Origin of the sequence: Candidatus Nitrospira nitrosa, assembly GCF_001458735.1 — a bacterium.
In the GTDB taxonomy this organism is placed as follows: Bacteria; Nitrospirota; Nitrospiria; order Nitrospirales; family Nitrospiraceae; genus Nitrospira_D; species Nitrospira_D nitrosa.
Map to the genome: position 1 here is coordinate 1,209,582 of NZ_CZQA01000001.1, position 25,269 is coordinate 1,234,850.

Genomic DNA, 25,269 nt, shown 5'->3' on the forward strand with positions numbered 1-25,269 from the left:
CAATTATGGGACGTTGCCAGAAAAAAGTAAAGAAAGGCAATTCGGCCCTAGTGGGGATGCTAGGTAGGGAAAGCACTCTGAGCAATTATGCATGACAGTCACAACGTTTTGCTGCTGCTATTTAGTGGTTTCTTTGGGGCTATCGTTGGAAGTTTTCTCAATGTCTGCATTTATCGATTGCCGCGACACCAATCAGTAGCCTGGCCCGGGTCGCATTGTCCCACCTGCTCTCATGCCATTGCGTGGTACGACAATATCCCGATCCTGAGTTATGTGGCATTGGCCGGACGGTGCCGACAGTGCGCAGTACGCATTCCGTTGCAATACCCAGCGGTAGAAATACTAAACGGGCTCGGTTATGTGGGTATTCTATGGTTTTTTGGACTCACCTGGACCACGGTGGTCTATTGGGGGCTCTATTCCTCGCTCCTCGTAGTCGCGGGAACCGATCTGAGTCATAAAATCATCCCAAATGCCATTACATTCCCAGGAATTGTACTCGGCCTGATCAGTGCAGGTACGATCCTGCCGCTGGGCCTTGTCAACGGCATCATCGGGTTGTTCGTTGGTGGGGGGATTCTCTGGTTGCTTGCTTGGGCCAGCCCATATCTTTTTGGTAAAGAGGGAATGGGTGGGGGAGATATTAAGCTGCTCGCTATGATCGGAGCGTTTATGGGGTGGAAGCCTGCCGTCATGACCATCATGCTGGGGTCATTTCTTGGATCGGTCGTCGGGGTGACCCTCATCGCTTCAAAGATAATTAGACGGGAAGACTATATCCCCTTTGGACCGTTTCTTGTTTGTGGCGCGCTGGTTTCCCTCTTCTTTGGGCAGTCACTCCTTGATTGGTACCAGAGCCTATTGGCAGGATAATGGCTCTGCTGGCCGATTCCAAGCGATTCGACTGTATCTTTTCTGTCGAGCACTGTATCTCTTCGGTTAGGTAATTCGCATTCTTCCGGCGACTCCTCCGCACACGTAATTCTCCACAGTCTCACACTCTGAAACCGCAAGTTGTCCTCATTTTTTCAGTAGGTTGCATCACTCCCATTCATGCGGACTTAGTCAACGGCACAGCCCATGGGGGATCGAATTCGGAGCGGCACGACTCTTGAGATACCGCTACGTCAATCGAGTGGAGAAAGAACTGGAGAGGAAGACATGACGGAAGAAGGAAAGACGGTCACAGAACTCCTGGTCGTGGTCGGCATTGTCGCTATCGTGGCGGGTATGGCGCTACCAAACTTCATGCATCTCAACTCCCGGACCCAGGTTCGCTGTGCAGCCGAAGAGATCGCATCGGAACTCCGTCTTGCCAAGCAACTGGCCCTTACGAACCACGACCGTGTGCGGGTGCTCATCGACCTAGACCAGCGAGAACTAGTCACACAGTTTGTCAACACTGGGCTCACGCATCACGTCTATCGTTACAGCGACAAGCAACTTGTGATCGAAGAGCCGAGTGCAGGGTCGGAGATCCTGTTTCACCCGAGTGGACGGTCTGCAACGGCCACGACGATCCATCTCCATGGCCAAGCGGGTTCGAGTCAGAAGCTTACCGTGAGTATCACAGGTCGAGTATCCATTCTATGAGACAGATAATGAATAGTACCGGCATCAGTTTGGTGGAGGTCATGGTGGCGATGATGATCTCTGGTATCGCCCTAATGGGGACACTGGGCGCGGTGGAGATCTCTTCCAGATACGCTCGGCAGAGTGTGATGAACAGCCAGGCGCTAGAGTTGGTTCATGGGAGGCTGGAAGCGAAGCGTTCTGTTCGGTGGCAGTTACTGCTGGAAGATGATCTTGATCGAGATGGTATTCCCGAAACCCACATGATCGATGATGGCACCGGCTTCGACATTGCCCCAGGCGATGGCATCTATACCGCCATGTACGAGCGGGATGGAATAACTGTGGTCTGGACGGTCGAGACGGATCGCCCCGGACCATTGGGTGAAACCAGTATGGTCAGGATTCAGGCGGTGGCATCGTATCTCGGGCGGAACAAGGAGAAACGGGAGGTCCAGATGGCGACAATGCGGGCGAATCCCAGTTATGTGGGGTACCGATGAGTCACGGTAGGCCCATCCTTAATCCGATACAACGGCAGTCTGCTCCTGAGATGGCACTTGCCCAGTCTGGGTTCACCATGATTGAGGTGATACTCAGTTTGGCGATCGGGGTCGCAGTAATGGCGGCCACCTTAGACATCTTCACTGTGGCCAAAACCCATGCAGACAATCAGTTCGCGGCAATCAGACAACAGCAAGATATGCGACTAGGCCTGGAAGTCTTCGAGCAGGAGGTTCGGCTCGCAACTCCCGAATCGATCGAGATCGCCGACTCAGATCGGATTCTGTTCCATGCGAATCTCGGCGCACTTCGGACCAATACGACCGGCGCTCTTCTCCCAGGGCAGTCCGTGATTGCCGTGCAGGATGGTAGTGGATGGGGCGTCGGAAAGACCATCATGATTTGTGGTCTATCGAATTGCGAGTCACATCGGCTCGCACGGGCAGGGCAACGGAACCAATTGACATTGCTCGAGCCGCTTGGAGCAATGTTCCCTGCGGGGGCGAGTGTGGAAGTTCGTAATCGGGTCATTTACTACGCCAAACGGGATGAGGACGGAGTCACGCAACTTATGCGCATGGTCGATGGAGGGGCGAGTGTGATGATCGGGCGTCTCATGGATGTCCAGCTGTCGTATTGGGACGAGATGGGGAAAAGAACGAACGCGATCTCCCGCGTGAAACGGATCGAATTAGAAATTGATTCTGATCAATTCCGAGGCCGGATGCTGCGGGATGTCTCTATTCAATCATAAACAAGGAAGAACGCCATGCTTCAACGAGCTCTCACTGGAAATCAACAAGGGATTGCACTCCTCGGCGCGATGGTCATCGTTCTGCTGGTATCGCTCTTAGCATCAACCCTCTTCAATCTGTCCGGGCAGGAGGTCGTCAGTGCTCGTGCTGGAAATCAAGGGGTCGTCGCTCAACAGCTTGCCGATGCGGCGGGTGAACTGATCCTGGCATGGTTTCATGACCCACAGTCGACCGCTGATCATCCACAGCTCAAGCTTCTTCGGGAAAAGCGGCATTATGACGGTGAAGGAGGACCGTCTTTCTTTGATCTTAATGGGCGTTCGCAGTTTACCGGTACAAGTGAACAGCCAGATGTCGCCCTCCTTGCAGAGAATCCTGCGGACGAACGGCTCTTAAACGATCCGGAAGTCGGCGTTTTCCGCGCGATGCGCCATTTAGGACATGTTGAAGCGGTCAAGGTCTATGCACCATCGAATCCTGGCCTGTTGTGTACTGTTGATGCCACGATTGCCACAGGTACAACTCCATCGGTCAGGCAGTCCGTCTTGCTACAGCTGGGTGCCTTGAATCTTCGCCCGCTGAAGGCTGCAGTGCAAGTGACACGGCATCTGGGGGAATTCCGTCAAGGACATGAATCACCGGTCAGAGTGCATTGGGGAGATTTGCGAGTAGGGGAAACTCTTGTCCTCAGCCATGAGAACGATATCCCGACCAAGAGCGTGACGGCCATGGTAACGGGGCAGACTTATGACGAGACGGCGCAGCGAGAAGATCGCTGGATGGAAGCGTGGGTTGGGGGACAGGTCCTGGTGACTCAACCGGATTCAGAGCAGGCAGCGGGGCTTCTTTCGAATATTCACGAAAGCCAATCGCCGATCCCGGGGGTGCGGCTGGACCAATGGACCTACGAAGAACTGAAGCACATGGCGAAGCGCTTCGGGCGCTACTTCGCGATTGACCGAGAGGGGTTGTTATATCCGCAAGGTGTGGTAGAACCGGGTCGAGGAGTTTCTCCAGATGAGGTGTTGAAGTCTCAGGTACCGGGTGATCAACAAGGGTTGCTCTTTATCGATACGCTGGACCAACTGCCGCCACGCTTGGACAACCTCGGAGTTCTCCGGTTGCAGGCCTCCTATCTCGAAGCGACGGTTGTCATGCAGGGCCATATCCACCTCAATCCCTCTGGATCTGGGGCCACCATCCAGGCACTTAGCCCACCGAGAAGCGATCTCAATGGTACCCTGGCACGGACGCCCGTTCAGCTCTCAGGGATTCAGCTCAACGGTGTGGTGTATGCCGCGGGCAATATCACGGTGACTGGAAAAGCAAAGGTGCATGGGGCAGTGGTCAGTGGAGGAACAATTACAGGAACAGATGCACGCGATACCCTTGAGGTCTGGTACGACCACGATATCGGACAGGGGTGGTTCCGAGGTCTGCCGGTAGTCCATCGTGCTCCTGGGACATGGGTCGCCAAATATTGAACTGCGACCACGTACTTCGCCGATTGGTATAAATCCAAAAATACATTCTAGTTGTCGAGACATAAGGAATCGCTACAATGATTGCACAAGCAGCTGGAACACAGAACAAACGAGAAGTCCTTTCCGTTGCGACGCTGAAGAGACCTCCGATGAACAAGGCCCCTCGAAAAAAGACCATGGAACGGAGTCTCCTGGATTGTATCGCCTATCGGGGTCTTGTCAGCCCGGCCGAATTGGATTCGGCAGTGGAAGAATCTCTCTCTCGAGAAGTCGATCTCGAGACTGTCCTCATCGATAAGTATCGCGTCCCAAAACCAGCGCTTGGGTCAGCATTGAGTGAGTTCTATCAATGCCCCTATGTTCCGTACGACGAACGGACCATTCTTGATCCGGAACTCTTGAAAAACCTCAGCTTCGATTACCTCAGAAGAAATTCATGGATTCCCATGAAGCGTCAGGGCACAGTGCTCGATATCGTCACCAACGATCCACATGATCTCGAAAAAGGCTTGGATATTCGCCGTGCATTTCCAGGCACAACGATTCGATTCGCAGTCGGGCTTCGGCGGGACATTGAACAATACTTGCTTGTGGCAACAGGTCAAGCAACCGGTGGTTCAATTACGGATATCCTTGGAGAACTGGTTGATGAAGCTGGGAGCGAGCGGAATGCTGAAGCGGAGCGGAGAGAGATCGATGAAAATGACTCCGCCATCGTACGGCTGGCAAACCAGATTATTGCCGAAGCGTATCGTTTAGCGGCCTCGGACGTCCACATCGAACCCTATTCAGACCGTAAAGAGACCGCGGTACGGTTCCGAGTCGATGGGACCTGCTTTACCTATATGCGGATTCCGGCCGCCTATCGGCGAGCCATCGTCTCACGGTTGAAAATTATGGCCAATTTGGACATTGCGGAGCGGCGAAAGCCTCAAGATGGAAAGATCCGCTACAAGCTGGCGAAGGACCGTGAAATTGAATTGCGGGTGGCGACGTTGCCGACGGCAGGAAACAATGAAGATGTCGTGCTACGGCTCTTGACCGCCAAGGAAACCATGCCGTTGGAAGCGATGGATTTCCCTCCCGGTGTGTTACAGACCGTGAAGGAGCTTTCTGAGCATCCCTATGGAATTTTTCTGTGTGTGGGGCCGACTGGATCAGGGAAGACCACGACGCTTCACGCTGTGTTGAAACATATCAATACGGATGAACGGAAAATTTGGACGGCGGAAGATCCCATCGAAGTGACACAGGAAGGGTTGCGACAGGTACAAGTGCATCCAAAGATCGGCTTTACCTTTGCTTCGGCGATGCGCGCATTCCTACGGGCTGACCCGGATGTCATCATGATCGGCGAGATGCGCGACAAGGAAACCGCGGACATTGCGATCGAAGCGTCGCTCACCGGACATCTCGTGATGAGCACGCTGCACACCAATAGTGCGGTAGAAACCGTGACGCGATTGCTTGATATGGGGTGTGATTCATTTAACTTTGCTGATGCGATGTTGGGCATTCTCGCCATGCGGCTCTGTAAACGGATCTGTTCCCACTGCAAAGAAGAGTACCATCCGACACAACAGGAATTTGACGAGCTTGTGCAGGGGTATGGGGCAAGACATTGGGAAAAGCTGGGAATCTCGTACGCCGAGGATCTCAGGCTCTGTCACGGGAAAGGGTGCGAAGTCTGCAACCAGACAGGATTTAAGGGCAGGGTGGCACTACATGAACTCCTGGTCGGTTCAGAAGAGATCAAGAATCTCATTCAAAGCCGGGCGCGCACCTCAGAAATTCTCGCGGTCGCCATGCGGGATGGGATGGTCACCCTCCTGCAAGATGGTATTCAGAAAGTACTCAAGGGACTGACGACGTACCGACAAGTCCGGGCCGTGGCAGTTAAGTAGCAGCACTCTGCAAGCTTTAGCTAGGGAGTGCGATCGAGTACGGAAACAAATGAATCTAACCGATTCAGCATCTCTGGCGAGATTCGGATAAACTCGAATCCACATCGCTGCTCAGAAACCCACCGAACTCCAGCAAGTTCAATTTCAACGGGCGTGGTGCTGTCCGGTAAATCGATCCATAGCGCAAGATGGGACGAGACCGATGGTGGTAGTGCTGTCATCACGGCACAGCCCTGTACGGAGAGATTCAGAATCGTTCCTTCCGATCTGTAGGTGTGGTCGTCGAGTGTGCATGGAAGTTGGATGGCAAACCGCCGAAGCTTTCGATTGTTTCTAGACATCATGGATCGTTCCATCGAACCATATTAGGAGTAGGCCTTCCTCCATGATCATAGCAGGTACAGTCATCATGCTCCTGGCACCACTCCACAAAGTCCTCAAATCGGCATGTGCAAAACTGTACAACGTCTCGGCCGAAAATTGTTGTCCCTGAGCACGAAAAGTGACCAAGTCTAGGTGTGCTTAATAGAAAGAGAATACTGTCAATTCAAGAGGTTACATGCCATACAGCAGGCATTTGGACCGGCATGCGCCTTGCTTTGGCTTCACAGGTAACAGGGTGTCTCTTAAGGGTAATTTTAAGATGATGAGTGGCCAGTTGCGCGATGCCAAAGGGTTTACGTTGATTGAGATGGCACTTGTTGGTGCCATCGTAGGCATCACCACCATGATTGCCATCCCGTCTTTTACGCAGTGGAAGGCAAGGTATCAAATGAAGCAAGCCGCCACTGAGTTAGCAGGAAATATGAACCTGGCTCGTGCAGCAGCAATGAGCAGAGGGACTGGTATCACGGTGACGACCGCGGTGACGAGTGGGCGAGCCACAGTCACGTTCGGCGGCGTATTCCCCCCGCTTACCCTCAACGAGGGCGTCGCAAATATTACAGCGGCAACCATTGGGTTCAACATGTTCGGTCTACGGGCTGGTGGCGGTACGGCTAACGCATTGATTACCTTGACCCCACAACAAGGCAGTCCTTATTCGGTTGTTGTGACTCCCTCAGGCAAGGTTGACTGGTGTGCAATGGCAACCTGTCCATAGAGTGACGATAGGGGAATCCCGTCTTTATGAATCATCAGCAAGCGATCAGAAATGAAGGTGGCTTTACGCTGATTGAATCCGTGATGGCTGGAACGATTCTAGCCATCACCCTGTTAGGAGTTGCTGGCTTCCAAGGGGCATCCCTTGCAAGGAACGCCCAGTCAAAAGACAACACGGTGGTGACGAACTTTGGCGTCGAAATGCTTGAACGCATACAGAGTAATCGTCAACGGGTATTGGACTACCATAACATCGATACGACCGCCACCACGCCCTGTCCGCAAACAACGGCTCAGCAGCGACAGGCGCTTGCGGATTGTCAGCAGTGGCGAGCCGCTCTAATAGCTTCCAACGTAAGCGGTGTGCGGGGAACTGTCACGGCTATCCTAGGCGACCCCGCCCCGACTCTTGGTGTGCCGAGTCTAAATCGTACCAACGTCGTCATCACAGTCACGTGGAACACGTCAGCCGGGAGTGGGACGTCCATGCAGTCCAAGACTATGACCTTTCGGACAGTGGTCGCTCCAGAATGATGGTGCGGGGAAATTGAAGAGATGAAAACTGAACAGGCCACCAGGTGCCACCGAAATTGTGAAGCCGGCATGACGTTGATCGAGTTGATGATTGCCGCCGCCGTGGGACTTGGCGTCATTGGTGCAGCGTTGTCCATGCTGGTCATGAGCCAGAAAGCCACCACGGCCAACGAGCAGGTGGTTGAGACTCAGCAGAATGTCAGAGTGGCGATGGAAATGCTGGCTCGTGATATGCGGCTGGCCAGCTATAACTATGTGGGGAATGTGCCAGGCGCGCCAACTGTCGGGACATGCAGTGTGACCAATGGGACCTTCTCTCGTCCCGTCGGTCTTCGTCCAAGGGATCAAAATCCAACGGGTGCCGATACCGGTCCTGATAGTATTTCGATGGTCGTGCCGCTCCTCACGGATGTCGTTACTCCCTGGGCTCTCTCAGCCAATGTCGGAGGAACAGCAATTGATCCGGTCCCGTTCAATGCCCTCCCTATTGCCGCGGCGGTTATCACGGATATGGTCAGTCAAGGGTTAGCCGCCGGGTCTGTAGTCTCCATCGGTGGAAGTGTGGTGAGGGCGGTTGCTACAGTCAGCGCAACCTCCCTCACGCTCTCCAGTAGCATCGACGGGAAATTTCCTGCCGGGACACCGGTCTATTTACTCCAATGTGTGACGTACGCAGTTGGGACCACGACGGCGACATGCGGAACGGGGAGCACCGCATGCCTCACCAGAAACGGAGTACCTCTGGTCGATGGAATCGAGGACATCCAATTCTCGTACGGCTGTGATGGCTGCAGTACTGCCGCGCCGAATCCCCTGTCGCCGGACGGTGTGCTCGATGAAATAGATGGGGTCAATACGACGAGCCCGCCAGCGATTACTGACTTTGTGACCAACAGTGCATGGAATGTGCCCCCGATGTCGCCTGAGACGATCAAGCAAGTACAGATTAGTGTGGTCGGCAGGCAAATGACGCCAGACCAAGGATTTAGTGAACGCTATACGTCGGGGGTCAATACGAGCGGACCGGTTATCATGAGCGATCACAACCCATCAGCCGATGCCGGGTATGATGCCTCGACCTACTCGAAGCTGAGACGTCGGGTTGTGACCAGAGTGATTCAGCCAAGGAACATGTGAGGACATGCACGATGGGATTCAGGAAGGAAGTAGGAGTGCGGCTCGCCAATCGAGATAGGGAGGGGGAGCGAGGGGTCGCGTTGCTGACCGTCATGATCGTTATGCTCTTGATGGTGGTATTGGCGATTTCCGCGATTACCGTCACTGGGCTGGAGACCAGAATGTCCGGATTCGTCAGCACAAAGGAAGCGATGGCGACCGCCGCAGAATCTTGCGAGGGGACCGCGGTGAACATTATTCAGCAAACGTTGTATTACTCAGAAATACAGCCTCAGTTTCTCAGCACCGCAACCCCCCAGGGACCGATTCCAGCATCCAATAGTGCCACCCTCTACAGCGAGATTTCTGGTCAACCACTCCCCCCTCCTGCGGCTGCGAACACAATTGGAGAAAACTACGGGGACAATGCCGACTCTGTGCCGAATCTGACCATCACGAGCATTCCAGGGGTGACAGTCAACGGGGATATTGATCGCTTGTTCAAGCGCCGCAAAGAAGGTGCGGGGGAGCTCAAAGAGATTGTCTATCGCATCACCTGTATCGCTTCCAACACAGCGGCGGGAACGAAGAGCACAGTCACGTCCGTGTACAGCTGCACCGTCGGCGAAACCTGCATGAAACAAATTGGAGCGTCCTAGGAGGTGAGCTGATGAACAGGGCAAGACGGCTCAGAGGCTACGCGATCGCAGCGTTCATTCTGGGGATTGCATCACCCCTCGTCACGCCGTCTGTGAGGGGCGAGATGTTACCCGCGATGAAGCTGGCAACCGACAAGATGGGAACGGTTGATGCCATTTATGTGTCATCGATCAGGATTAGCGGGACCGATTATCGAGTTCAGTCAGACGCGAAGATCATGGATCACAAGGAGAATGAGATCTCCCTGGAGGAAGTATTTCTGCGGTCTGAGGCAAAGTTTCATCTCAATAAGATCGGCGAGATCGACATGATGGTCGTTATGAGACCTCAGTAGAGGCGAGGAGCGCGATGTGAGTTGGAAACAGGATTCTCACAACCTTGCGCGTACAGCGTTGGCACAAGGTGTGCGGCTGAGCGGTAGGAGGACGACATGACGAACCGATGGACCATGAAGATGTTTGCGGCCGTGACATGCGTCGTCATTGGAGGATGGTTCGTGCCGAACGTTGTCCACGCGGTCGTGCCTGTGCGCGTCAACTCCGACTATACAGCATCGCCGCCCTTCGTCTCAAACATTGCCACACCGAACATCCTGATCGTGATGGACAATTCGGGAAGTATGGCGAACCGAGCCTGCGAATCGGCGAGCTGCGGAACACTGTCGGACGGGACGACGTCGACCGTCACGACCTTCGTGGCGACGACTCGATACAACGGCTACGCCGATCCCTTGCGCTGCTATGTCTGGGACTCCACCGATAACAGATTTGAGATCGGTGGTGGAAAAGCCGCGCTCAATACCGCCTGCGCCGGAACAGAATGGGACGGCAATTTCATCAATTGGGCCACATTCCGACGCTTCGATGCCGTCAAGAAGGCCATGACAGGAGGCAACTGTTGGCACCCGACTGCTTCGCCGGTTCGCAATGCAGATGGGACCTGTAAACCGTCCGGCACCCCCTCATTGCCGACTGTTAAAGTGCAAAACCTTGGTACCGGCGATGAGACCACACCGGCAATTCCCTATGCCGGCGGAACGGGCAATACAACATATGTCGGTCGAATCCCCCTTGCAGCGCATCCGGGGAGTCCAGCGAATCTTTACGTGAGATTCGAAGCCGATGGAGATCTGTGCATCAACGACGATAGTAGCGGGAGCTGTCCGGATAGCGATGGTTTTGCTGAAATTGAGCTGAACGAGATTGCCTTCGCCATGTATAGCGAACCCACAGGGGTGATTCAGCAGATCGGAGACAAGGCCCGCTTCGGCCTCGCCGTTTTCAACGGTTCGAGTTCCGATAATGGGATCCAAGTCTTGACCGGAATCGGTTCCCGGCAATCGATCAATTTCTCTGGGACTACGGTGGAAACGTTCAACACGAACACAGCGGCTATGATTGATTCAGTGGATGAAGCCTATCCGACGACCTGGACGCCACTGGCGGAGAGTCTTTATGACGCGGTTCGATACGTGGCTCAAATCAACTCCGCCTATTATCCAACGGCTTATACGTATCCCATTGCGTTTTCTGGAGGGAGTTCAAATGGCGTCGCGTTCCAAGGCACAGGCGCCGGGTCGATCGGCAGCAGTGAAGTTTCTGCATTGATATCCGGCGAGACCTGTCCGTCGGGCTACATCACCAGCGCCTGCGGTCGTGATCCCTACTTCTTTGGGGCCAATCACACGCCGGCCTGGGCGAGCACCTCTCAAGTCGTCAATTGCTGTAAGACCTTCATTCTCATCTTCACGGATGGAGAGCCCACACAGGATCAAACCATTCCGACCGGGTTGCGGGATAATGCCTACAACGGTGTCGACTGTATTAACAGTGATGGTGCTGCACCGCCCCGTCCGTTGGATGGGACGTGCAATACCCATTCATTGACGCCCTTCACTGACTTGTTAGGAGAACATAAGACCGATTACGCCAGCAGTGGTAGTGGGTATCTGGATTCTGTTGCCTTTTGGGCGCACACCAACGACATGCGTCCCTGCAGTGGGACTGGCGACGGGACGATTGCGATCATTGGTGTGACTGGTCACTGCTTGCCTGGTACGCAGAACGTCACGGTTTATACCTTCTTTGCATTCGGGAACATTAATGGACGCGGAATATTGGCGCAAGCGGCCAGGTTGGGTGCATTTGATGATGCGAATGCAAACGGAATTCCGGATACCGGAGAATGGGACAAGGAGAACAACTACACCGGGGCGACCGGCGCGGACGGAATCCCCGATGCCTATTTTGAGTCGTCCGATGTCGACGACATCCAGGACAAGATGCTGGCCACACTCTCCAGCATTGTCAGGAAGAGTTCGTCCGGTGCGGCGGTCTCCGTCTTGGCCACCTCTAGTACCGGAGAGGGCGCGCTTTATCAAGCCTATTTTTACCCAAGCACACTTGAGGTCGCAACGAATAAGGATGTGACATGGACCGGGTACACCCAGAGTCTCTGGGTGGATACGTTCGGAAATATGCGTGAGGATACAAACGGAGATGGGAAACAGGACTACAAGGTCGATCTCATCATAAAGACGCGCCTCGATCCAGCAACCAATATTGTGTATGTTGATAAATATAGAGACACTGATGGCAATGGGATCGCGGACGATACGAACTCAGATGGGGTCATCACCCAGACGGATTGCTACGAGTGCGGCAAGCTGCTCAGTGATATGAAGCCAATTTGGGAGGCGGGGAAACAGCTGGCGTTGAAGGATGCGGGTACGAGAACAATTCTGACATGGGTCGATTTAGACAACGACAAGGTCGTTGATGCTGCGGAGCAGGTCGACTTTACTACGGCCAACTCCGCGACGCTGAGTCCCTATCTTCGGGCCGGAGCCGCTCCCTATACAGCCGATGCCATCATCAATTTTGTCCGAGGATGCGAGCCAGCGACTTGTACTGAGCAGACAAGCTTGAGAGATCGGCGCCTCACGGTTGGCACCAGCACGCTCAAGACATGGAAACTCGGGGATGTCATTAATGCTCCTCCCACGATCGTAGCCGCCCCAAGGGATCGCTATGACATTATTGAGGGGGATCCAAGCTACACGAATTTTTTCATCCAATATCGAACGCGCCGGCAGGTAGTTTATGTGGGTGCTAATGACGGGATGCTCCACGCTTTCAATGCGGGGTTTTACCATCCAGGTGATGACCCGAGCACGACGACTGTAACCGAACACGGTTGGTTTACTCGCACGCCGACGAATAACAGTAGTGGCCCATTGTTGGGTGAAGAGCTCTGGGGGTTCATCCCCTACGAGCTCTTGCCTCATCTGCAGTGGTTAACGCGGTCGGACTACCAGCATGTGTACTATGTCGATATGCCACCCGTGGTCAAGGATGTCAGGATCTTCGCCAATGATGCGGACCATCCAAATGGGTGGGGCACTGTGTTGATCGGTGGGTTCCGGTTAGGAGGGAGCTGCGGGGCCTGTACGCCAGGAGGAGGCGGAGCGCCCATGGGCGTAACCGTCAGCGGGACCGACCGGTATTTCTATAGTGCCTATTTCGTCTTGGACATTACCAATCCGGAAGTCCAGCCAAAGCTTCTGTGGTCGTTCTCGGATAGCAGTCTCGGATTGACGTCAAGCGTGCCAACAGTCGTGCGAGTCAGCCCATTGACCGACTTTCACGCTGACAATACTAATGCCAAGTGGTATCTGCTCGCCGGGTCTGGACCGACCGGATACGATGGCCGTGCCACGCAAAGCGCCAAAGCGTTTGCGATCGACATGAAGACAGGGCCAGGGAGTGCCAACAGTCTGGTCAGCAGTTTTCCAACCGGGACGTGGAATTCATTTCTTGGAGATATGACCGCATTCGATCGAAATCTCGATTATCGTACAGATGTCGTATATTTCGGGCGTACCATCAACGATGGGGGCCTCCCCTGGAGGGGCAAGGTCTATCGATTGACGATGGGGGCGACTCTTCCCTTCGGTGGAGCGACAGCACCGGCATCCTGGGGAATCTCACAGGGAGGTAACCAAGTGCCGACAGAGATGCTCGACACGATCGGGGTTTCATCACCGGTTGAGATGGGCCCGGTCATGGCCGCACCGAGTATCAGCGTCGATGATGCCGCACAGGCCTGGGTCTTTGTCGGTAGTGGGCGGTACTTCGGGGCTGGAGACAAAACCGATAAGTCGACACAATATTTTGTCGGGATAAAGGATTCAGTCATCAATGGGAAATGTGTGCAGACGAGTGACACAGCATGTCAAGAGAACGATCTGGTCGACGTGACGACCGCAACGATTTGTGTCGTGGGCTCTGGAAACTGCGGACAAACGGCAGGAACAACCCAGGTGACCGGGGTGACTGGTGCGACCACAATGGAACAACTCATTACCCTGGTCGGGACGAAAGAGGGATGGGTCACCAAACTTCTGCCGGCGACAGGGCCTGGAGTGGGCGAACGGGTATTGAGCGCTGCCACAGTCTTTGGGGGCATCGTGTTTTTCCCCACCTTCACGCCGACGGACGATATCTGTGCCTCAACCGGAAGCAGCAGCTTGTATGCGCTCTTCTACAGGACGGGCGGCCCCCATACATCGCCGATCGTCGGATCGACAGCCGGAGCCGGGGGGATCGTCAATGTGAATCGGTCGACATCCCTCGGGAATGGCTTGGCATTTGGAGCAGTTCCACACGTCGGTTCAGGTGCCGATGGAACCAGTCCATACAAGCTGTTCATCAATACCAGCACCGGTGCGTTGGATGGAAGGGATGTGAACTTGGCAATCGATCCAAGAGCGCATTTCGCTTCATGGATCAATATGTAACCGAACAAAATGGATTGCATGAGGCAGGGAGGGGTTTCCCCCACCCTGCCTCGCTGGATACCTCTCCCATGGTGCTTATCCTCCTGGTCGCGTTGACCGTCTTCGTCGGTTGTTCACGGACTGATGACGGAAACTCTACGTCTGTCAGTCAGCGAGCTTCTAATCAGCTGTCTTTAGCCGGAATCAACCGCGTTGGGATCGTTCCAAACCCAATGGTTCGAACCACACCACTGACCGTTTTGATCGAGAAAGATGGGGCCCAAGGAGAGGCGTCCTCCTATCGGTATCAATGGTTCGTGAACAAGATTGCTGTGCAAGGCGCAACTGCGCCCTCGTTCGATACGTCCACCCTTCATCGGGGTGATAGGGTCCACGTGGTCGTGACGCGTTCCGATGTTAAGGTCGAAGGTGGGTCTCTCCAAGCGTCACCTGTGACGGTTCCGAATGCTCCACCCGTCATTCGGAGCGTCGCGATTGAACAGGAGGTCACGCCGGCCGGCAGCCGCCTTCTAGCGAAGGTAGAGGCATTTGATGCCGATCTGGATGACATCCAATTTCAGTTTCGCTGGTTGCGCAACGACAAAGTTGTATCGGAGGGATCAGGAAATACAGTTGTCCTATCGGAGCTTGCGCAGAGCGACATTGTGACCGTGGAAGCGACACCCTATGACGCTGACGGCGCCGGGAAACCTCTCCGCGCAGCCCCGCTGGTTGTCGGCAATAACCCTCCCAAAATTCTTTCCGTCCCGATGATGATGTCTAGCGCGGAAATATATGAATATGCCGTTCGCGCGGAAGATCCCGACGGGGACCCGGTGTCGTTTGAATTGGAGGGTGCACCGAGTGGGATGACGATCGATCGCGCCGCCGGCCAAGTTATCTGGAGGCCTGGCGTCGGCATCAGCGGAACACATCATGTCAAGATCATCGCAGCCGATGGGAAGGGAGCACGGGCATGGCAAGAGTTTGATGTATCCGTGCCGACGACGCCACAATCTCCGTAAGCGCTGCCTGCTATTTATAGCGACGCAATACCCCTCTACGTGCACGTCACTCATTCACTTGTTCGTGCAAGGTATATTTTGATAGAGTGAGTACGAGAGGATATGAAGACCGGGCGTGCGTAAACTCAAACTACGAGAAGGCACCAATACTGCCGTCCTGTTCGGTTATCACGACCGTCATCTCAAGCTGATCGAAGACGAATTGGGTGTACGGCTCTCTGCGCGCGGTGAAGAGCTGACACTCGATGGCCAGCCTGAGGCTGTCCGCCAAGCCGAGCGCATCCTCCTCGAACTTGCTTCCCTGACAAACGAAGGCATTACCCTCCAAGCCGAAGATGTCACCCATGCCCTTACTGCGTTGCGCGGGACACCTGAGGCGTCCCTGCGAGCGCTGCTCGATAAGTCAGCGATGATCGTCACCAAAAAACGGTTCGTCGGTCCAAAGTCTCCGACTCAAAAAGCCTATATTGAAGCAATCGAGCAGCACGATATCGTGATCGCGATTGGACCGGCCGGGACCGGGAAGACCTATCTCGCCATGGCTATGGCCGTAAGTGCGCTTCTGAACAAGGAAGTTAGTCGGATCATCCTCGCCCGGCCTGCGGTTGAAGCAGGAGAAAAACTCGGTTTTCTGCCCGGTGATATCTATGAAAAGGTGAACCCCTATCTGCGGCCGTTGTACGACGCTCTCTTTGACATGATGGAGATGGAGCGGGCAAATCGATTGATTGAGCGAGGCGATATTGAAATAGCGCCGCTAGCCTTCATGCGGGGGCGAACGCTGAACGACTCATTCGTAATATTGGATGAGGCACAAAACGCAACCGCTGAACAAATGAAGATGTTTCTGACGCGACTCGGATTTCAATCGAAGGTTGTCGTCACCGGCGATATCACGCAGGTGGATCTGCCGAATGACCGAGTGTCCGGACTCATTCAAGTCAAGGACATCCTTCGTGGCATCGAAGGAATAGCCTTTGTCTACTTTGATGAGAAGGATGTCGTACGGCATCGGCTGGTACAGGAGATTATTAAGGCATACGACCGTCACCAGACCGCTGATCTGCGAGAGTCACGAGAACAGCGTTCATCCTCCCAACGCCATAATCCTCGCTCACGTACCTCCCCTACCACTGGACCGTCGGCCTCAGATGACGCAGAAAGTTCGGGTTGATGGCTATATATCTTCGTGTGAGCCTGACACGGCATCTCGTACGGCAGGTGCGGTTGGTCGAATTGGCTCAACGGGTACTGTCGGCTGCCGGCGAAGGGCAATCCGAACTAAGTCTAGAACTCATAGGGGATCGTCGTATGCAACGGCTCAATTACGAATATCGCAAGCGGGATCGTACGACCGATGTCCTGGCATTTCCTACACGTGAGGCCGTTGTGCCTAAGGGGCTATCATGTCCGACAAGCCTACTCGGCGATGTCGTGATCTCGCTGCCAACGGCCATTCGCCAGGCCATGTCGGCGGGCCGATCGATCGATCAGGAGCTGGCGATACTCTTAGTGCACGGGGTGCTTCATCTATGCGGCTATGACCATGAACGAAGCGTGCGCGAAGCAGAGCGGATGTCGCGTCGGGAACAGGCCGTTCTGCGTCGCATTGCTCCGATCCCTCACATTGTGACCTCCCGTACGCGACGACGGATAAAGGACGACTGACCATGGGTTGGTTTCAGCGACTAAGTGACGGGCTTGGCAAGACACGGCATGCGGTCCAGCAATCATTGGATCGTTTCCTTGGGCGCACTCCTGACCAAGAATTACTGGAAGACCTGGAAGCCTCACTGTTGGCGGCTGATCTCGGAGCTCGAGTCGTCGACCGCTTGATGCAAAAGATCAATGAGGAAACGCGTGGAGCTGAGGCGAAAACGACGGAGGGGCTTCAGGGGGTCTTGAGCCGAGCACTCTACGGAATTTTGAAACCGGTTGCGGACGTTACGCTCGATCGTCTCATTGCCGAGGGCTCCACCCCGTTTGTCTTCTTAGTCGTCGGCGTGAATGGAGTTGGTAAAACCACCACCATCGCCAAAATGGCACAGCGGATGGTGCAGTCTGGGCGGAGGCCGCTATTGGTTGCGGGCGACACCTTTCGGGCGGCTGCGATCGAACAACTGCAAGTGTGGGGCGATCGTATCGGGGTGGAAGTCGTGCGTCAGCGACATGGCGCTGATCCTGCAGCCGTGGCTTTTGATGGAGTTGTCGCGGCAAAGGCGCGCAAGGTCGATGTGGTGCTGATCGATACTGCTGGACGACTGCACACGAAATCCAACTTGATGGATGAGTTGCGGAAAGTGAGACGAGTGATCGGTCAGGAGTTGCCTGGGGCGCCTCATGAAGTGCTGCTGGTGTTGGATGCTACGCTCGGGCAGAATGCGTTGGCACAGGCCCGCCAGTTTCACGAGGCGGTGGGAGTCAGTGGCCTTGTGCTTACGAAGCTCGACGGAACAGCCCGTGGTGGGATCCTCGTGGCTATTGCCGAAGAGCTGAAGATTCCCATTCGCCTAATCGGTGTGGGAGAGGGCGTCGAGGATCTGCAGGACTTCAATGCCGAGGCCTTTGTCGCGGCATTGTTTGGGCAGACAGAAAACCGCTCGTAAACCACGCATTATCTTCTCTCATTTCCACATCTCATGCTACGCTTGTTTCTAGCAATCATCCTTTCCTGAGGACGAGGGTAAACAATGACCAAGCTGCTAATCGTCGACGACGATCGCATGAACTGTGATCTGTTACAAGATTTGTTCAGCCGACAGGGATATGACGTCATCCTTGCGACGAGCGGGAGGGAGGGACTCGATCAGTTCCGAATGTCCAACCCAAAAGTCACGCTTTTGGACCTTCGTATGCCGGAGATGGATGGATTGACCGTGTTGAAGGAGATCCGCGCAATCGATCCTCATGCGGCTGTGATCATCTTAGGCGGTGGCGCAACCGACGTCCATGAAAACCAAGCACGTGCTCTGCGGGCAACCGATTTTATACGGAAAGGCTTGTCGCTGGACATTCTTGTTGAGGCGGTCAATCGAGTCTCGAAGCTTCCGGGGCCCTCGATGGCCACACAGCCCCCATGTCGAGACGGAGAGGTCGGGCAGCAGAGCGGGGAGTCGGTTCTGGTGGTAGATGATGAACCGCTTGTCTGTGATCTGTTCGTTCGGTTTTTAAGCCTCCGTGGATATCGTGCATACGGTGTGAGAAACGGACAGGACGCACTCAGGATGGTCGATGAGGTGCATCCGGATGCGCTGTTGCTCGACATGGTCATGCCGGAAATGGGGGGGATCGATGTGCTTCGAGCCCTGCGAGACCGGGAATACCCGGGGGGCATTATCATCATGACTGGAAGTCATAACGAGGAGTTGTTGGGAGAGGCGTGGAGTCTAGGTCCTCATGAGCTTCTGGTTAAACCGGTTGACCTCGATCGTCTTTTGATGGCGATCCAGCTTGTACTCGTCTGCCGCGAGTGTTAAAACGCTTCCTGATGTACATCAGGACACAAGCGTTCCCCCTCTACCTCATCATGCTGTTCTTGGCCGGTGCCGTTGAAGCATGGGCTGCGGTCTCCTCAGCCGGTCAAGAGAGTCCACTCCTTCATCATCATCTCTCCGTCGAGTTGACCCCAGGCACACATGAAATTACAGCAACCGATCAGATCGAATTGGAGATTGAGCCGAACCATCCATCGCTTACGTTTACCCTGGCACCGACGTTGAGGATCGATTCAATCAGGATGGGAACATCATCGGCGGTAGGTAGCGAAGGGGCGGCAGGGATAGCCGTACCATTTACCAGGATGAGTTCCAGAGAGGCGTCCGGTCACCAGGTCGTCGTGACCCTACCACGGGATTATAGCCGGAAGATGACACTGACCTGGGTTTACCGAGGTGCCATCAACGATCCACCAAAGGAACCACGTCATTTGCGATTCGTTACGCCGAGTGAAACGGCGGGACATATCGGAGAGGAAGGGGTGTACTTGAGCGGGGAAAGCCAATGGTACCCCGATCTTCCCGGCTCATTTGGAACCTATCACATGGTCGCTCACGTTCCACAGGGATGGACAGCCGTTGCGTCTGGACGGAAGGAAGGCGAGGTGACGATTGCGGGAAAGGTTTCTTCAACGTGGGTTGTGCCGGACCGATCGGAAGCCTTCACCCTGGTGGCCAATCACTTTGTGACGAAGTCACGAGTCTGGCACAGTAGCACCGGGCAGCGGATCGACCTCCGGACATATTTTTTCCCAGACAATGCGGCGCTAGCTGATGAGTATCTGGACGCAACCGGGCAGTATCTTGATGCCTATACCAAGGTCTTGGGAGACTATCCCTTTGACGCATTTGCCGTGGTGGAAAATTTTTTCGCCAGCGGTCTTGGAATGCCTACCTTCACCCTCCTTGGCAGCGGTAGCATCAAGCGGCACTATGTACAGCCCTATGCCTTAGGCCACGAAATCGTGCATTCCTGGATTGGAAACTCCTTGTTTAATAAGGATGATTCTGGGAATTGGGTCGAAGGGTTGACTACGTATCTGGCGAATTATTACTGGCATGAATTGGTGCATGACGATCGGCAAGCATTGGAGCAGCGTCGCTTAATGCTGCAGAGCTACAATCTTTACGTCAAGCCAGAAGACGACTATGCGGTCTCGCAATTTGTAAGAAAACATGACGAGAAGGATAATGCCATCGGGTACCAAAAGTCCGCGTTTGTGTTTCATCTGCTCCGTCAAGAGATAGGGGAAGAGTCCTTCTGGCGAGGCCTCAAGACATTCGTCAGTGAATATCGCAATCAGCCGGCGGATTGGGTAGCCATCGAAAGGGTATTTTCTCGAGAGAGTGGGCGACCTCTACGATGGTTTTTCGGGCAATGGATCGAGCAGTCCGGCGCGCCGGTTATCTCATTGGGGGATGTCCGTGCTCGTCGAGTGAACGGAGATACGAGTAAAGAAGCATGGCAGTTGACGGTCCAGATTCAGCAGAGTGAGGGGCCCTTTCGGGTAACGGTCCCCATCCGCATCATTATGAAGGAATCGACCGAGAGCAGGTCGATCAGACTTAGTCTCTCACAAGCGAGTGTTGCGGATTTTGTTCTTCCTGATCAGCCGTTGCGGGTGGAGATCGACCCTGACCTGATGACGTTTCGCCGCTTAGCAAGACATCAGTTGCCGCCGATGTTGAACGGCTATGTCACGGATCCACACAAGACCGTCCTTCGGGCCTTCTCAGATCCTGCCTCTCCGTTGGAACAGATCGTCTCGCGTCTTGCCGATCACGAACTGCCGGAATCCAAACGTGCGACGGCCATCGTGTCGGAGGAGTCCACGCTTTCTCAAGAAGGATCGGTTCTGGTCCTGAGTGGCGCGGGTCATCCCCAGTCTGTGTCCAAGCTCGTGCGAGAGTCGTGTGGAGGGGACGTTGATCTCCGAGAGACTGGTTTCCAGATTGATGGCCAATTGTATGAAGGACCAAAGATGGCCGTTCTCTTCTCCTGTCCTCGCGCACAGGTACCAGGCAGCGTCATCACGGTTCTGTATGGTGTCACTCCAGGCGCAGTCGAGAAACTCTCACGCTTTCTGTTCTACTATGGGTGGCATAGTTACGTGCTATTCCAGGATGGGACCGTCATGAAACGCGGTATGTGGCATGGAACACCGGATATGAAGGAGGTACGGGTTGATGCGACGTCGTAGTATCGAACGATGGTGTGTCTGGGGCATCTGTGCCGTGATGGGGTCCTCGTCATTCGCACTGGCAGGGGATCAGTCTCCGGGCTCGAGTCCTCAGATTCGTTCCAGCGAGCGGCATCTGGCCAACATTCGGCAGTTGACGGTCGGACGGCAAAATGCCGAAGCCTATTTCTCCTTTGACGGGACGAAGCTCATCTTTCAATCGACTAACAATTGGTTGAAGGATTCGCAAGCCACCACGCGTAAACCGAGTGAAAGTGGCCTCGGGTGTTATCAGATGTACGTGCTGGACTTGGAGAGTGACACAGTTCGCCTCGTCAGCACTGGCAAGGGGGCGACGACCTGCGGATATTTTTTTCCGGGTGATCGGCGAGTGCTCTATTCCTCAACGCATGCCGCTGGGAGTGAATGCCCACCCAAGCCGAAGCGAGACGGCGCCTATCGCTGGGCACTCGACGACTACGATATCTATTCCGTCCGACTTGATGGGCAGCAGATGCAGCGATTGACCTCTTCCTCGGGATATGACGCGGAGGCGACCATCTCACCCGATGGGAAAACCATTGTGTGGACGTCAATCAAGGATGGGGATCTTGATCTCTATACGATGAATCTAGACGGGACCAACGCGAAACGGCTGACCAATGATGTGGGATACGATGGTGGCGCATTCTTTTCTCCGGACAGCAGAAGAATTGTCTATCGCGCAGCCCATCCAAGTGATCCAGCCGAGGTCGCGAAATACCAAGACCTGTTAGCCCAGCGGCTGATTGAACCGGGGCAACTGGAAATATTTGTGATCAATGCCGATGGCTCACACAAGCAGCAGGTCACATCGAACGGTGCGTCGAATTTTTCCCCCTACTTCCATCCGGATGGGAAGCGCATCATCTTTTCCTCCAACCTTGAAACGAGAGGAGAAGGCGGTCGTCCCAGTTTTCATCTCTATCTTGTCCGTGATGATGGCACTGGAGCCGAGCGTCTCACCACCGAAGGGCACTTCAATAGCTTCCCGATGTTTTCCCCGGATGGTAAACGACTCGTCTGGGTCTCCGATCGGAATGCGACGACACCAGGTGAGTTCAACGTATTTTTAGCTGATTGGGTTCCATAAGCCGCGGTGATCCGTAATAAGTGAGTGGTAGGGGGGCTCAGCATTTCAGGCCCGTCAGTTCAAATTGCAGCTCGATGAGTGTCCCGTCGCAACCATCCAGTTCTACGGCTGCAGTGCTCACCCACGTTGGTTGTTCCTGCATGGCAGTGGGCATCAGCCTGTTCGGCTTGGCCCACTTTGATCTGCCGATCACTAAGTACGTCCGTTCAGTGACGAGTCATCTCCCCGGGGATCAGCTGACCGTTCCCTGGATGGCGTTCACCAGCAACATGGGAGACTGGATCGGCCAAGGGTGGCGTCTGGCCTTCGTCAGCATCGTGCTCCTCGCCATCGCATGGGCCATCAAAAAGCCAAATATCACCACCGTGGCGCTTCAGACGTTGATCGCCCATGGAATTGCGGCGTTGTTGGCCAATGGATTGAAGCATCTCATCGGCAGACCTCGCCCGAAGTTTGTGCACTCGGGCGACTGGCAGATGAGCCTCTCCTTGGTCTCTGGACTCGACTCCTTTCCCTCCGGTCATAGTACGGCGAGTTTCGCCGTCGCAACGGTCCTGGCGAAACGTTTTCCCAGCATAAGCCCACTATGCCTGGGGATCGCCTTGTTTGTCGGGATCAGCCGTGTGCTACGGGGATCACATTTTCCAACCGATGTGGTGGGAGGGGCTATCATTGGGATCCTCTGCGGGTTTGTCGCGGCGGCCCCGTTGAAGCAATGGCGCACCTCATTGCTGGAGGGATTCCACTATGCCACAATCGCCGCCGTAGGTGTGTTCGGTGTGCTGTGGACCTTGTCTCACCGGATGGAAGAGGGAATGGCCGGCCTCGCATATGTGACGCTGGGACTCATCTTCGTTGCCGGAGGGCTGTGGGGCAGAAAAGACAATTGGTTGAGAGGTGAATATTCCGCTCAAAATTCATGGTTGGCCACAGCCTCCATCCCCCTTATGGCCATTGGGATTGCGGCAATGACGACATCACCACTCGTGGTCGCGTCTGTGGGCTGTGTCGGTGCGGCGACCTGGTTTCGGGATCGCACGCGCCGTTACGAACGGGAGGTGCGGGATGCCACATGGCTTTCTCTTCGGGAAGTCGCCATCTTCGGGAGTCTTTGCCTTGCCTTGGTGCTGCTTGTGACTGCGCGAGGAATCCTGCCGTTTCAGTAATCCTCCCATCCTGTGCTAGTCCTCACGGGCCATGCCTCAGCAGAAATTGTGCGGAAAGCTAGTGGCTCAAGGTCTTGGATGGTTGAGGAGAACCGGTATCGTTTTCGTGAGGTGCAGTGACGACCGACTGATTGCTGAGCAGGAGAAAGCCATATCGCTTGAGGATGGGCTGAAACCCCGATGCTTCTTGTGGCAAGGTCTCTTGAAGGTATTCCGGTAAGAGGATCATGATGCGGCCGCCCTTGCCGAGAGTGGTACGCAAGCGGTCGAGTTCATTGTGCGGAATGAAGCTCACGGTGCGTCGTGCGTAGAAGGCAAAGGAGGGGCGCAAAGTGCCAAATGCGATGAGTTGATCCTTGGGGTCGAGGTTCAACCCTGCTGCGTAGGCCAGCTCTTGCGGTGGTGCAATGGCATAGCGGTTGAGTCCGGGAACGATGGTGAGGATGGCAACGAGGAAGACGCTCGCCAGTGCGCCCCCAGCCGCGCCGAATGCAAGTCCTCGTTTCTCGTCGTTCAGTCCGAAATAGCCGACCAACCCCATGGCGACGACGACGATCGTCGCGCCCACGTAGGGGCCAGGACCAAGGTCGAACTGGGCGGCGAGTGGGAACTCCTTCAGCATCTTCCCGGAAAATCTTGAGAATAAGGCCGGCGCGCTGGCAAACCCAATCGCGAGGAGATACCCGATACCCATCAAAAAATGGATGGAGGCTCGTAACCCCTTGGTCGACGGATCCTGTAATCCCTGTGTCCAATAGGAGGCTGCGAGGATTGCACAGGCTGGGAATAACGGGCCGATATAATGGGGCAATCGAGTGGACGAGAGGCTGAAGAAGATGAACACCCCAACAATCCAAATCCCCATAAACCAGTCCAGTTCATCGTGAGAATCGTCAGGTGCTCTTGACGTGGAAGGTGTTGGGGACTGGCTCTGCTCTGTGCGGAATGCGCGCCAGCTGATGTAGGCTCGATAGAGTCCGGAAGGCAGGAAGCTACTCCAGGGATAAAACCCAAGCAGTAACACAGGAAAGTAGAACCACCAGCCCACCCCATGTCCCTCCATGGGGGCGAGAAATCGGCCCACAGTGTGGACCTTGGCTTCCGTCGAATAGGCATCCCCATGGATCAGGAACATGGCTGTGTACCAAGGACCGGCTAGGATAACAAAAAGCAAAGTGCCGGCCAGGGGAGCGCCGCGGTCCCAAAAGAGCTGCCACCGTCTTGTAGCAAGAAGGTAGAGGAGTGCCGTAATCAATGGAACGGCAAATCCTACCGGCCCCTTCGTCAAGGTGGCCAAGGCCATCCCCACATAAAATCCCCAGATCCAGTGCCGACCGGACCCCGGTTCATGAAGGCCAAGCCAAAAACTATAGAGCGACAGCGTGGTGAAAAAGATCAAGACGCTATCGGTAATAGCCATACGTCCGAGGGCCAAGATCTCGATGTTCAGCAGCAACATGAGGGCGCCATAGAGCCCGACGGTTGGCCCGCGTAGCCTGGTCAGAAATAGATAGTGCATGACGATCAGGGCGACTCCGAACAGCGCGGATGGGAATCTGGCGGCGAACTCATTGACCCCAAAGACGTGGTAGGACGCGGTCATGAGCCAATAGACGAAGACCGGCTTGGCGACCCGGAGCTCTCCATTGAAAGTGGGGGTGACGAGATCACCGGACGCGAACATCTCGCGGCCCGCTTCGGCATTGCGGCCTTCATCGCGATCGGTCAACCCCATGCTGCCGAGGCCAATAAAAAAGAGCAGGCCGGACAGAAGGAATAGGAGCAGCAGCGGGATGGGTTGAGGTGAAGATCGATCCATGGTCAGATGGCTAGTCGAAATAGGCGATGGCAGGCGGCAACCAGCT

General features: G+C 54.9%; 22 protein-coding genes. 20 read left to right on the top strand and 2 right to left on the bottom strand.

The annotated features are described in order from the left end of the window. Nucleotides 1–87: 87 nt before the first annotated feature. The 6 genes from COMA1_RS05715 to COMA1_RS05740 all read left to right on the top strand — a co-directional run bounded on the left by COMA1_RS05715 (nt 88) and on the right by COMA1_RS05740 (nt 6,219). Complete coding sequence (locus COMA1_RS05715) at nt 88–873, top strand: prepilin peptidase (protein WP_090745019.1); 786 nt, start codon at nt 88–90, stop codon at nt 871–873. A 288-nt stretch (nt 874–1,161) separates the two neighbouring features. Next, nucleotides 1,162–1,593 carry a GspH/FimT family pseudopilin gene (locus COMA1_RS05720; RefSeq protein WP_090745022.1) on the top strand — a complete coding sequence of 144 codons (432 nt, stop codon included), beginning with the start codon at nt 1,162–1,164 and terminating at the stop codon, nt 1,591–1,593. Between the two features lie 8 nt (nt 1,594–1,601). Continuing rightward, a complete protein-coding gene (locus COMA1_RS05725) occupies nt 1,602–2,075 on the top strand; it encodes a type IV pilus modification PilV family protein (RefSeq protein WP_090745024.1) in 474 nt (157 codons plus the stop codon). Continuing rightward, on the top strand, nt 2,072–2,830 hold the full coding sequence (locus tag COMA1_RS05730; RefSeq protein WP_090745027.1) for a PilW family protein: 759 nt from the start codon (nt 2,072–2,074) through the stop codon (nt 2,828–2,830). The genes COMA1_RS05725 and COMA1_RS05730 overlap by 4 nt, the downstream gene beginning before the upstream one ends. A 15-nt stretch (nt 2,831–2,845) precedes the next feature. Continuing rightward, nucleotides 2,846–4,315: a pilus assembly PilX N-terminal domain-containing protein gene (locus COMA1_RS05735; RefSeq protein WP_090745030.1), complete on the top strand. Its 1,470-nt coding sequence runs from the start codon at nt 2,846–2,848 to the stop codon at nt 4,313–4,315. 77 nt (nt 4,316–4,392) lie between these two features. Continuing rightward, complete coding sequence (locus tag COMA1_RS05740) at nt 4,393–6,219, top strand: GspE/PulE family protein (protein WP_245630868.1); 1,827 nt, start codon at nt 4,393–4,395, stop codon at nt 6,217–6,219. Between the two features lie 20 nt (nt 6,220–6,239). Here COMA1_RS05740 and COMA1_RS05745 read toward each other — a convergent pair whose 3' ends face one another. Next, nucleotides 6,240–6,563, bottom strand: a complete 324-nt coding sequence (locus COMA1_RS05745; RefSeq protein ID WP_176697877.1) for a PilZ domain-containing protein — start codon at nt 6,561–6,563, stop codon at nt 6,240–6,242. 299 nt (nt 6,564–6,862) lie between these two features. On the opposite strand from COMA1_RS05745, the gene COMA1_RS05750 reads away from it, so the two are divergent. From COMA1_RS05750 to COMA1_RS05815, 14 genes are all read left to right on the top strand, one after another. Next, a complete protein-coding gene (locus tag COMA1_RS05750; RefSeq protein WP_176697878.1) occupies nt 6,863–7,321 on the top strand; it encodes a prepilin-type N-terminal cleavage/methylation domain-containing protein in 459 nt (152 codons plus the stop codon). Nucleotides 7,322–7,347: 26 nt separating this feature from the next. Beyond that, nucleotides 7,348–7,854 (top strand): type IV pilus modification PilV family protein, encoded by a 507-nt coding sequence (locus COMA1_RS05755; RefSeq protein ID WP_090745039.1) that lies wholly within the window; start codon nt 7,348–7,350, stop codon nt 7,852–7,854. A gap of 21 nt (nt 7,855–7,875) precedes the next feature. Further along, nucleotides 7,876–8,991, top strand: a complete 1,116-nt coding sequence (locus COMA1_RS05760; protein ID WP_090745042.1) for a PilW family protein — start codon at nt 7,876–7,878, stop codon at nt 8,989–8,991. Nucleotides 8,992–9,002: 11 nt separating this feature from the next. After that, nucleotides 9,003–9,629, top strand: a complete 627-nt coding sequence (locus tag COMA1_RS05765; protein WP_090745046.1) for a pilus assembly PilX family protein — start codon at nt 9,003–9,005, stop codon at nt 9,627–9,629. 11 nt (nt 9,630–9,640) lie between these two features. Then, the gene (locus COMA1_RS05770) at nt 9,641–9,964 is read left to right on the top strand and encodes a hypothetical protein (protein ID WP_090745049.1); all 324 of its coding nucleotides are present in this window, start codon (nt 9,641–9,643) and stop codon (nt 9,962–9,964) included. A gap of 96 nt (nt 9,965–10,060) precedes the next feature. Beyond that, nucleotides 10,061–14,428, top strand: a complete 4,368-nt coding sequence (locus tag COMA1_RS05775) for a pilus assembly protein (RefSeq protein WP_090745052.1) — start codon at nt 10,061–10,063, stop codon at nt 14,426–14,428. Then, entirely contained in the window at nt 14,413–15,432 is a 1,020-nt protein-coding gene (locus tag COMA1_RS05780) for a putative Ig domain-containing protein (RefSeq protein WP_176697879.1), read from the top strand. The genes COMA1_RS05775 and COMA1_RS05780 overlap by 16 nt, the downstream gene beginning before the upstream one ends. Before the next feature lie 115 nt (nt 15,433–15,547). Further along, the gene (locus COMA1_RS05785) at nt 15,548–16,606 is read left to right on the top strand and encodes a PhoH family protein (RefSeq protein ID WP_090745057.1); all 1,059 of its coding nucleotides are present in this window, start codon (nt 15,548–15,550) and stop codon (nt 16,604–16,606) included. After that, nucleotides 16,606–17,100, top strand: coding sequence for an rRNA maturation RNase YbeY (ybeY, locus tag COMA1_RS05790; protein ID WP_090745060.1), 495 nt, complete (start codon nt 16,606–16,608; stop codon nt 17,098–17,100). Before COMA1_RS05785 ends, ybeY begins: the two co-directional genes overlap by 1 nt. Nucleotides 17,101–17,102: 2 nt before the next feature. Continuing rightward, nucleotides 17,103–18,038, top strand: coding sequence for a signal recognition particle-docking protein FtsY (gene ftsY, locus COMA1_RS05795; RefSeq protein ID WP_218055312.1), 936 nt, complete (start codon nt 17,103–17,105; stop codon nt 18,036–18,038). Between the two features lie 84 nt (nt 18,039–18,122). After that, on the top strand, nt 18,123–18,908 hold the full coding sequence (locus COMA1_RS05800; RefSeq protein WP_090745066.1) for a response regulator: 786 nt from the start codon (nt 18,123–18,125) through the stop codon (nt 18,906–18,908). Nucleotides 18,909–18,919: 11 nt separating this feature from the next. Further along, nucleotides 18,920–21,127 carry a M1 family metallopeptidase gene (locus COMA1_RS05805; protein WP_090745069.1) on the top strand — a complete coding sequence of 736 codons (2,208 nt, stop codon included), beginning with the start codon at nt 18,920–18,922 and terminating at the stop codon, nt 21,125–21,127. Continuing rightward, entirely contained in the window at nt 21,114–22,238 is a 1,125-nt protein-coding gene (locus COMA1_RS05810; RefSeq protein ID WP_090745072.1) for a TolB family protein, read from the top strand. Before COMA1_RS05805 ends, COMA1_RS05810 begins: the two co-directional genes overlap by 14 nt. A gap of 140 nt (nt 22,239–22,378) precedes the next feature. Beyond that, nucleotides 22,379–23,404: a phosphatase PAP2 family protein gene (locus COMA1_RS05815; RefSeq protein ID WP_176697880.1), complete on the top strand. Its 1,026-nt coding sequence runs from the start codon at nt 22,379–22,381 to the stop codon at nt 23,402–23,404. A 58-nt stretch (nt 23,405–23,462) separates the two neighbouring features. Here the strand turns inward: COMA1_RS05815 and COMA1_RS05820 are convergent, their stop codons facing one another. Continuing rightward, nucleotides 23,463–25,223 (bottom strand): ArnT family glycosyltransferase, encoded by a 1,761-nt coding sequence (locus COMA1_RS05820; RefSeq protein ID WP_090745078.1) that lies wholly within the window; start codon nt 25,221–25,223, stop codon nt 23,463–23,465. Between the last annotated feature and the right edge of the window lie 46 nt (nt 25,224–25,269).

What these genes read in the sequence shown, in the direction of transcription:
- COMA1_RS05740 (WP_245630868.1), top strand. Translation starts at nt 4,393, where the DNA reads ATGATTGCACAAGCAGCTGGAACACAGAACAAACGAGAAGTCCTTTCC.
- COMA1_RS05730 (WP_090745027.1), top strand. Translation starts at nt 2,072, where the DNA reads ATGAGTCACGGTAGGCCCATCCTTAATCCGATACAACGGCAGTCTGCT.
- COMA1_RS05755 (WP_090745039.1), top strand. Translation starts at nt 7,348, where the DNA reads ATGAATCATCAGCAAGCGATCAGAAATGAAGGTGGCTTTACGCTGATT.
- COMA1_RS05800 (WP_090745066.1), top strand. Translation starts at nt 18,123, where the DNA reads ATGACCAAGCTGCTAATCGTCGACGACGATCGCATGAACTGTGATCTG.
- COMA1_RS05805 (WP_090745069.1), top strand. Translation starts at nt 18,920, where the DNA reads ATGTACATCAGGACACAAGCGTTCCCCCTCTACCTCATCATGCTGTTC.
- COMA1_RS05725 (WP_090745024.1), top strand. Translation starts at nt 1,602, where the DNA reads ATGAATAGTACCGGCATCAGTTTGGTGGAGGTCATGGTGGCGATGATG.
- COMA1_RS05780 (WP_176697879.1), top strand. Translation starts at nt 14,413, where the DNA reads ATGGATCAATATGTAACCGAACAAAATGGATTGCATGAGGCAGGGAGG.
- COMA1_RS05820 (WP_090745078.1), bottom strand. Translation starts at nt 25,223, where the DNA reads ATGGATCGATCTTCACCTCAACCCATCCCGCTGCTGCTCCTATTCCTT.
- COMA1_RS05735 (WP_090745030.1), top strand. Translation starts at nt 2,846, where the DNA reads ATGCTTCAACGAGCTCTCACTGGAAATCAACAAGGGATTGCACTCCTC.
- COMA1_RS05745 (WP_176697877.1), bottom strand. Translation starts at nt 6,563, where the DNA reads ATGATGTCTAGAAACAATCGAAAGCTTCGGCGGTTTGCCATCCAACTT.
- COMA1_RS05720 (WP_090745022.1), top strand. Translation starts at nt 1,162, where the DNA reads ATGACGGAAGAAGGAAAGACGGTCACAGAACTCCTGGTCGTGGTCGGC.
- COMA1_RS05815 (WP_176697880.1), top strand. Translation starts at nt 22,379, where the DNA reads ATGGCAGTGGGCATCAGCCTGTTCGGCTTGGCCCACTTTGATCTGCCG.
- COMA1_RS05765 (WP_090745046.1), top strand. Translation starts at nt 9,003, where the DNA reads ATGGGATTCAGGAAGGAAGTAGGAGTGCGGCTCGCCAATCGAGATAGG.
- COMA1_RS05810 (WP_090745072.1), top strand. Translation starts at nt 21,114, where the DNA reads ATGCGACGTCGTAGTATCGAACGATGGTGTGTCTGGGGCATCTGTGCC.
- COMA1_RS05750 (WP_176697878.1), top strand. Translation starts at nt 6,863, where the DNA reads ATGATGAGTGGCCAGTTGCGCGATGCCAAAGGGTTTACGTTGATTGAG.
- COMA1_RS05775 (WP_090745052.1), top strand. Translation starts at nt 10,061, where the DNA reads ATGACGAACCGATGGACCATGAAGATGTTTGCGGCCGTGACATGCGTC.
- COMA1_RS05760 (WP_090745042.1), top strand. Translation starts at nt 7,876, where the DNA reads ATGAAAACTGAACAGGCCACCAGGTGCCACCGAAATTGTGAAGCCGGC.
- ybeY (WP_090745060.1), top strand. Translation starts at nt 16,606, where the DNA reads ATGGCTATATATCTTCGTGTGAGCCTGACACGGCATCTCGTACGGCAG.
- COMA1_RS05715 (WP_090745019.1), top strand. Translation starts at nt 88, where the DNA reads ATGCATGACAGTCACAACGTTTTGCTGCTGCTATTTAGTGGTTTCTTT.
- ftsY (WP_218055312.1), top strand. Translation starts at nt 17,103, where the DNA reads ATGGGTTGGTTTCAGCGACTAAGTGACGGGCTTGGCAAGACACGGCAT.
- COMA1_RS05770 (WP_090745049.1), top strand. Translation starts at nt 9,641, where the DNA reads ATGAACAGGGCAAGACGGCTCAGAGGCTACGCGATCGCAGCGTTCATT.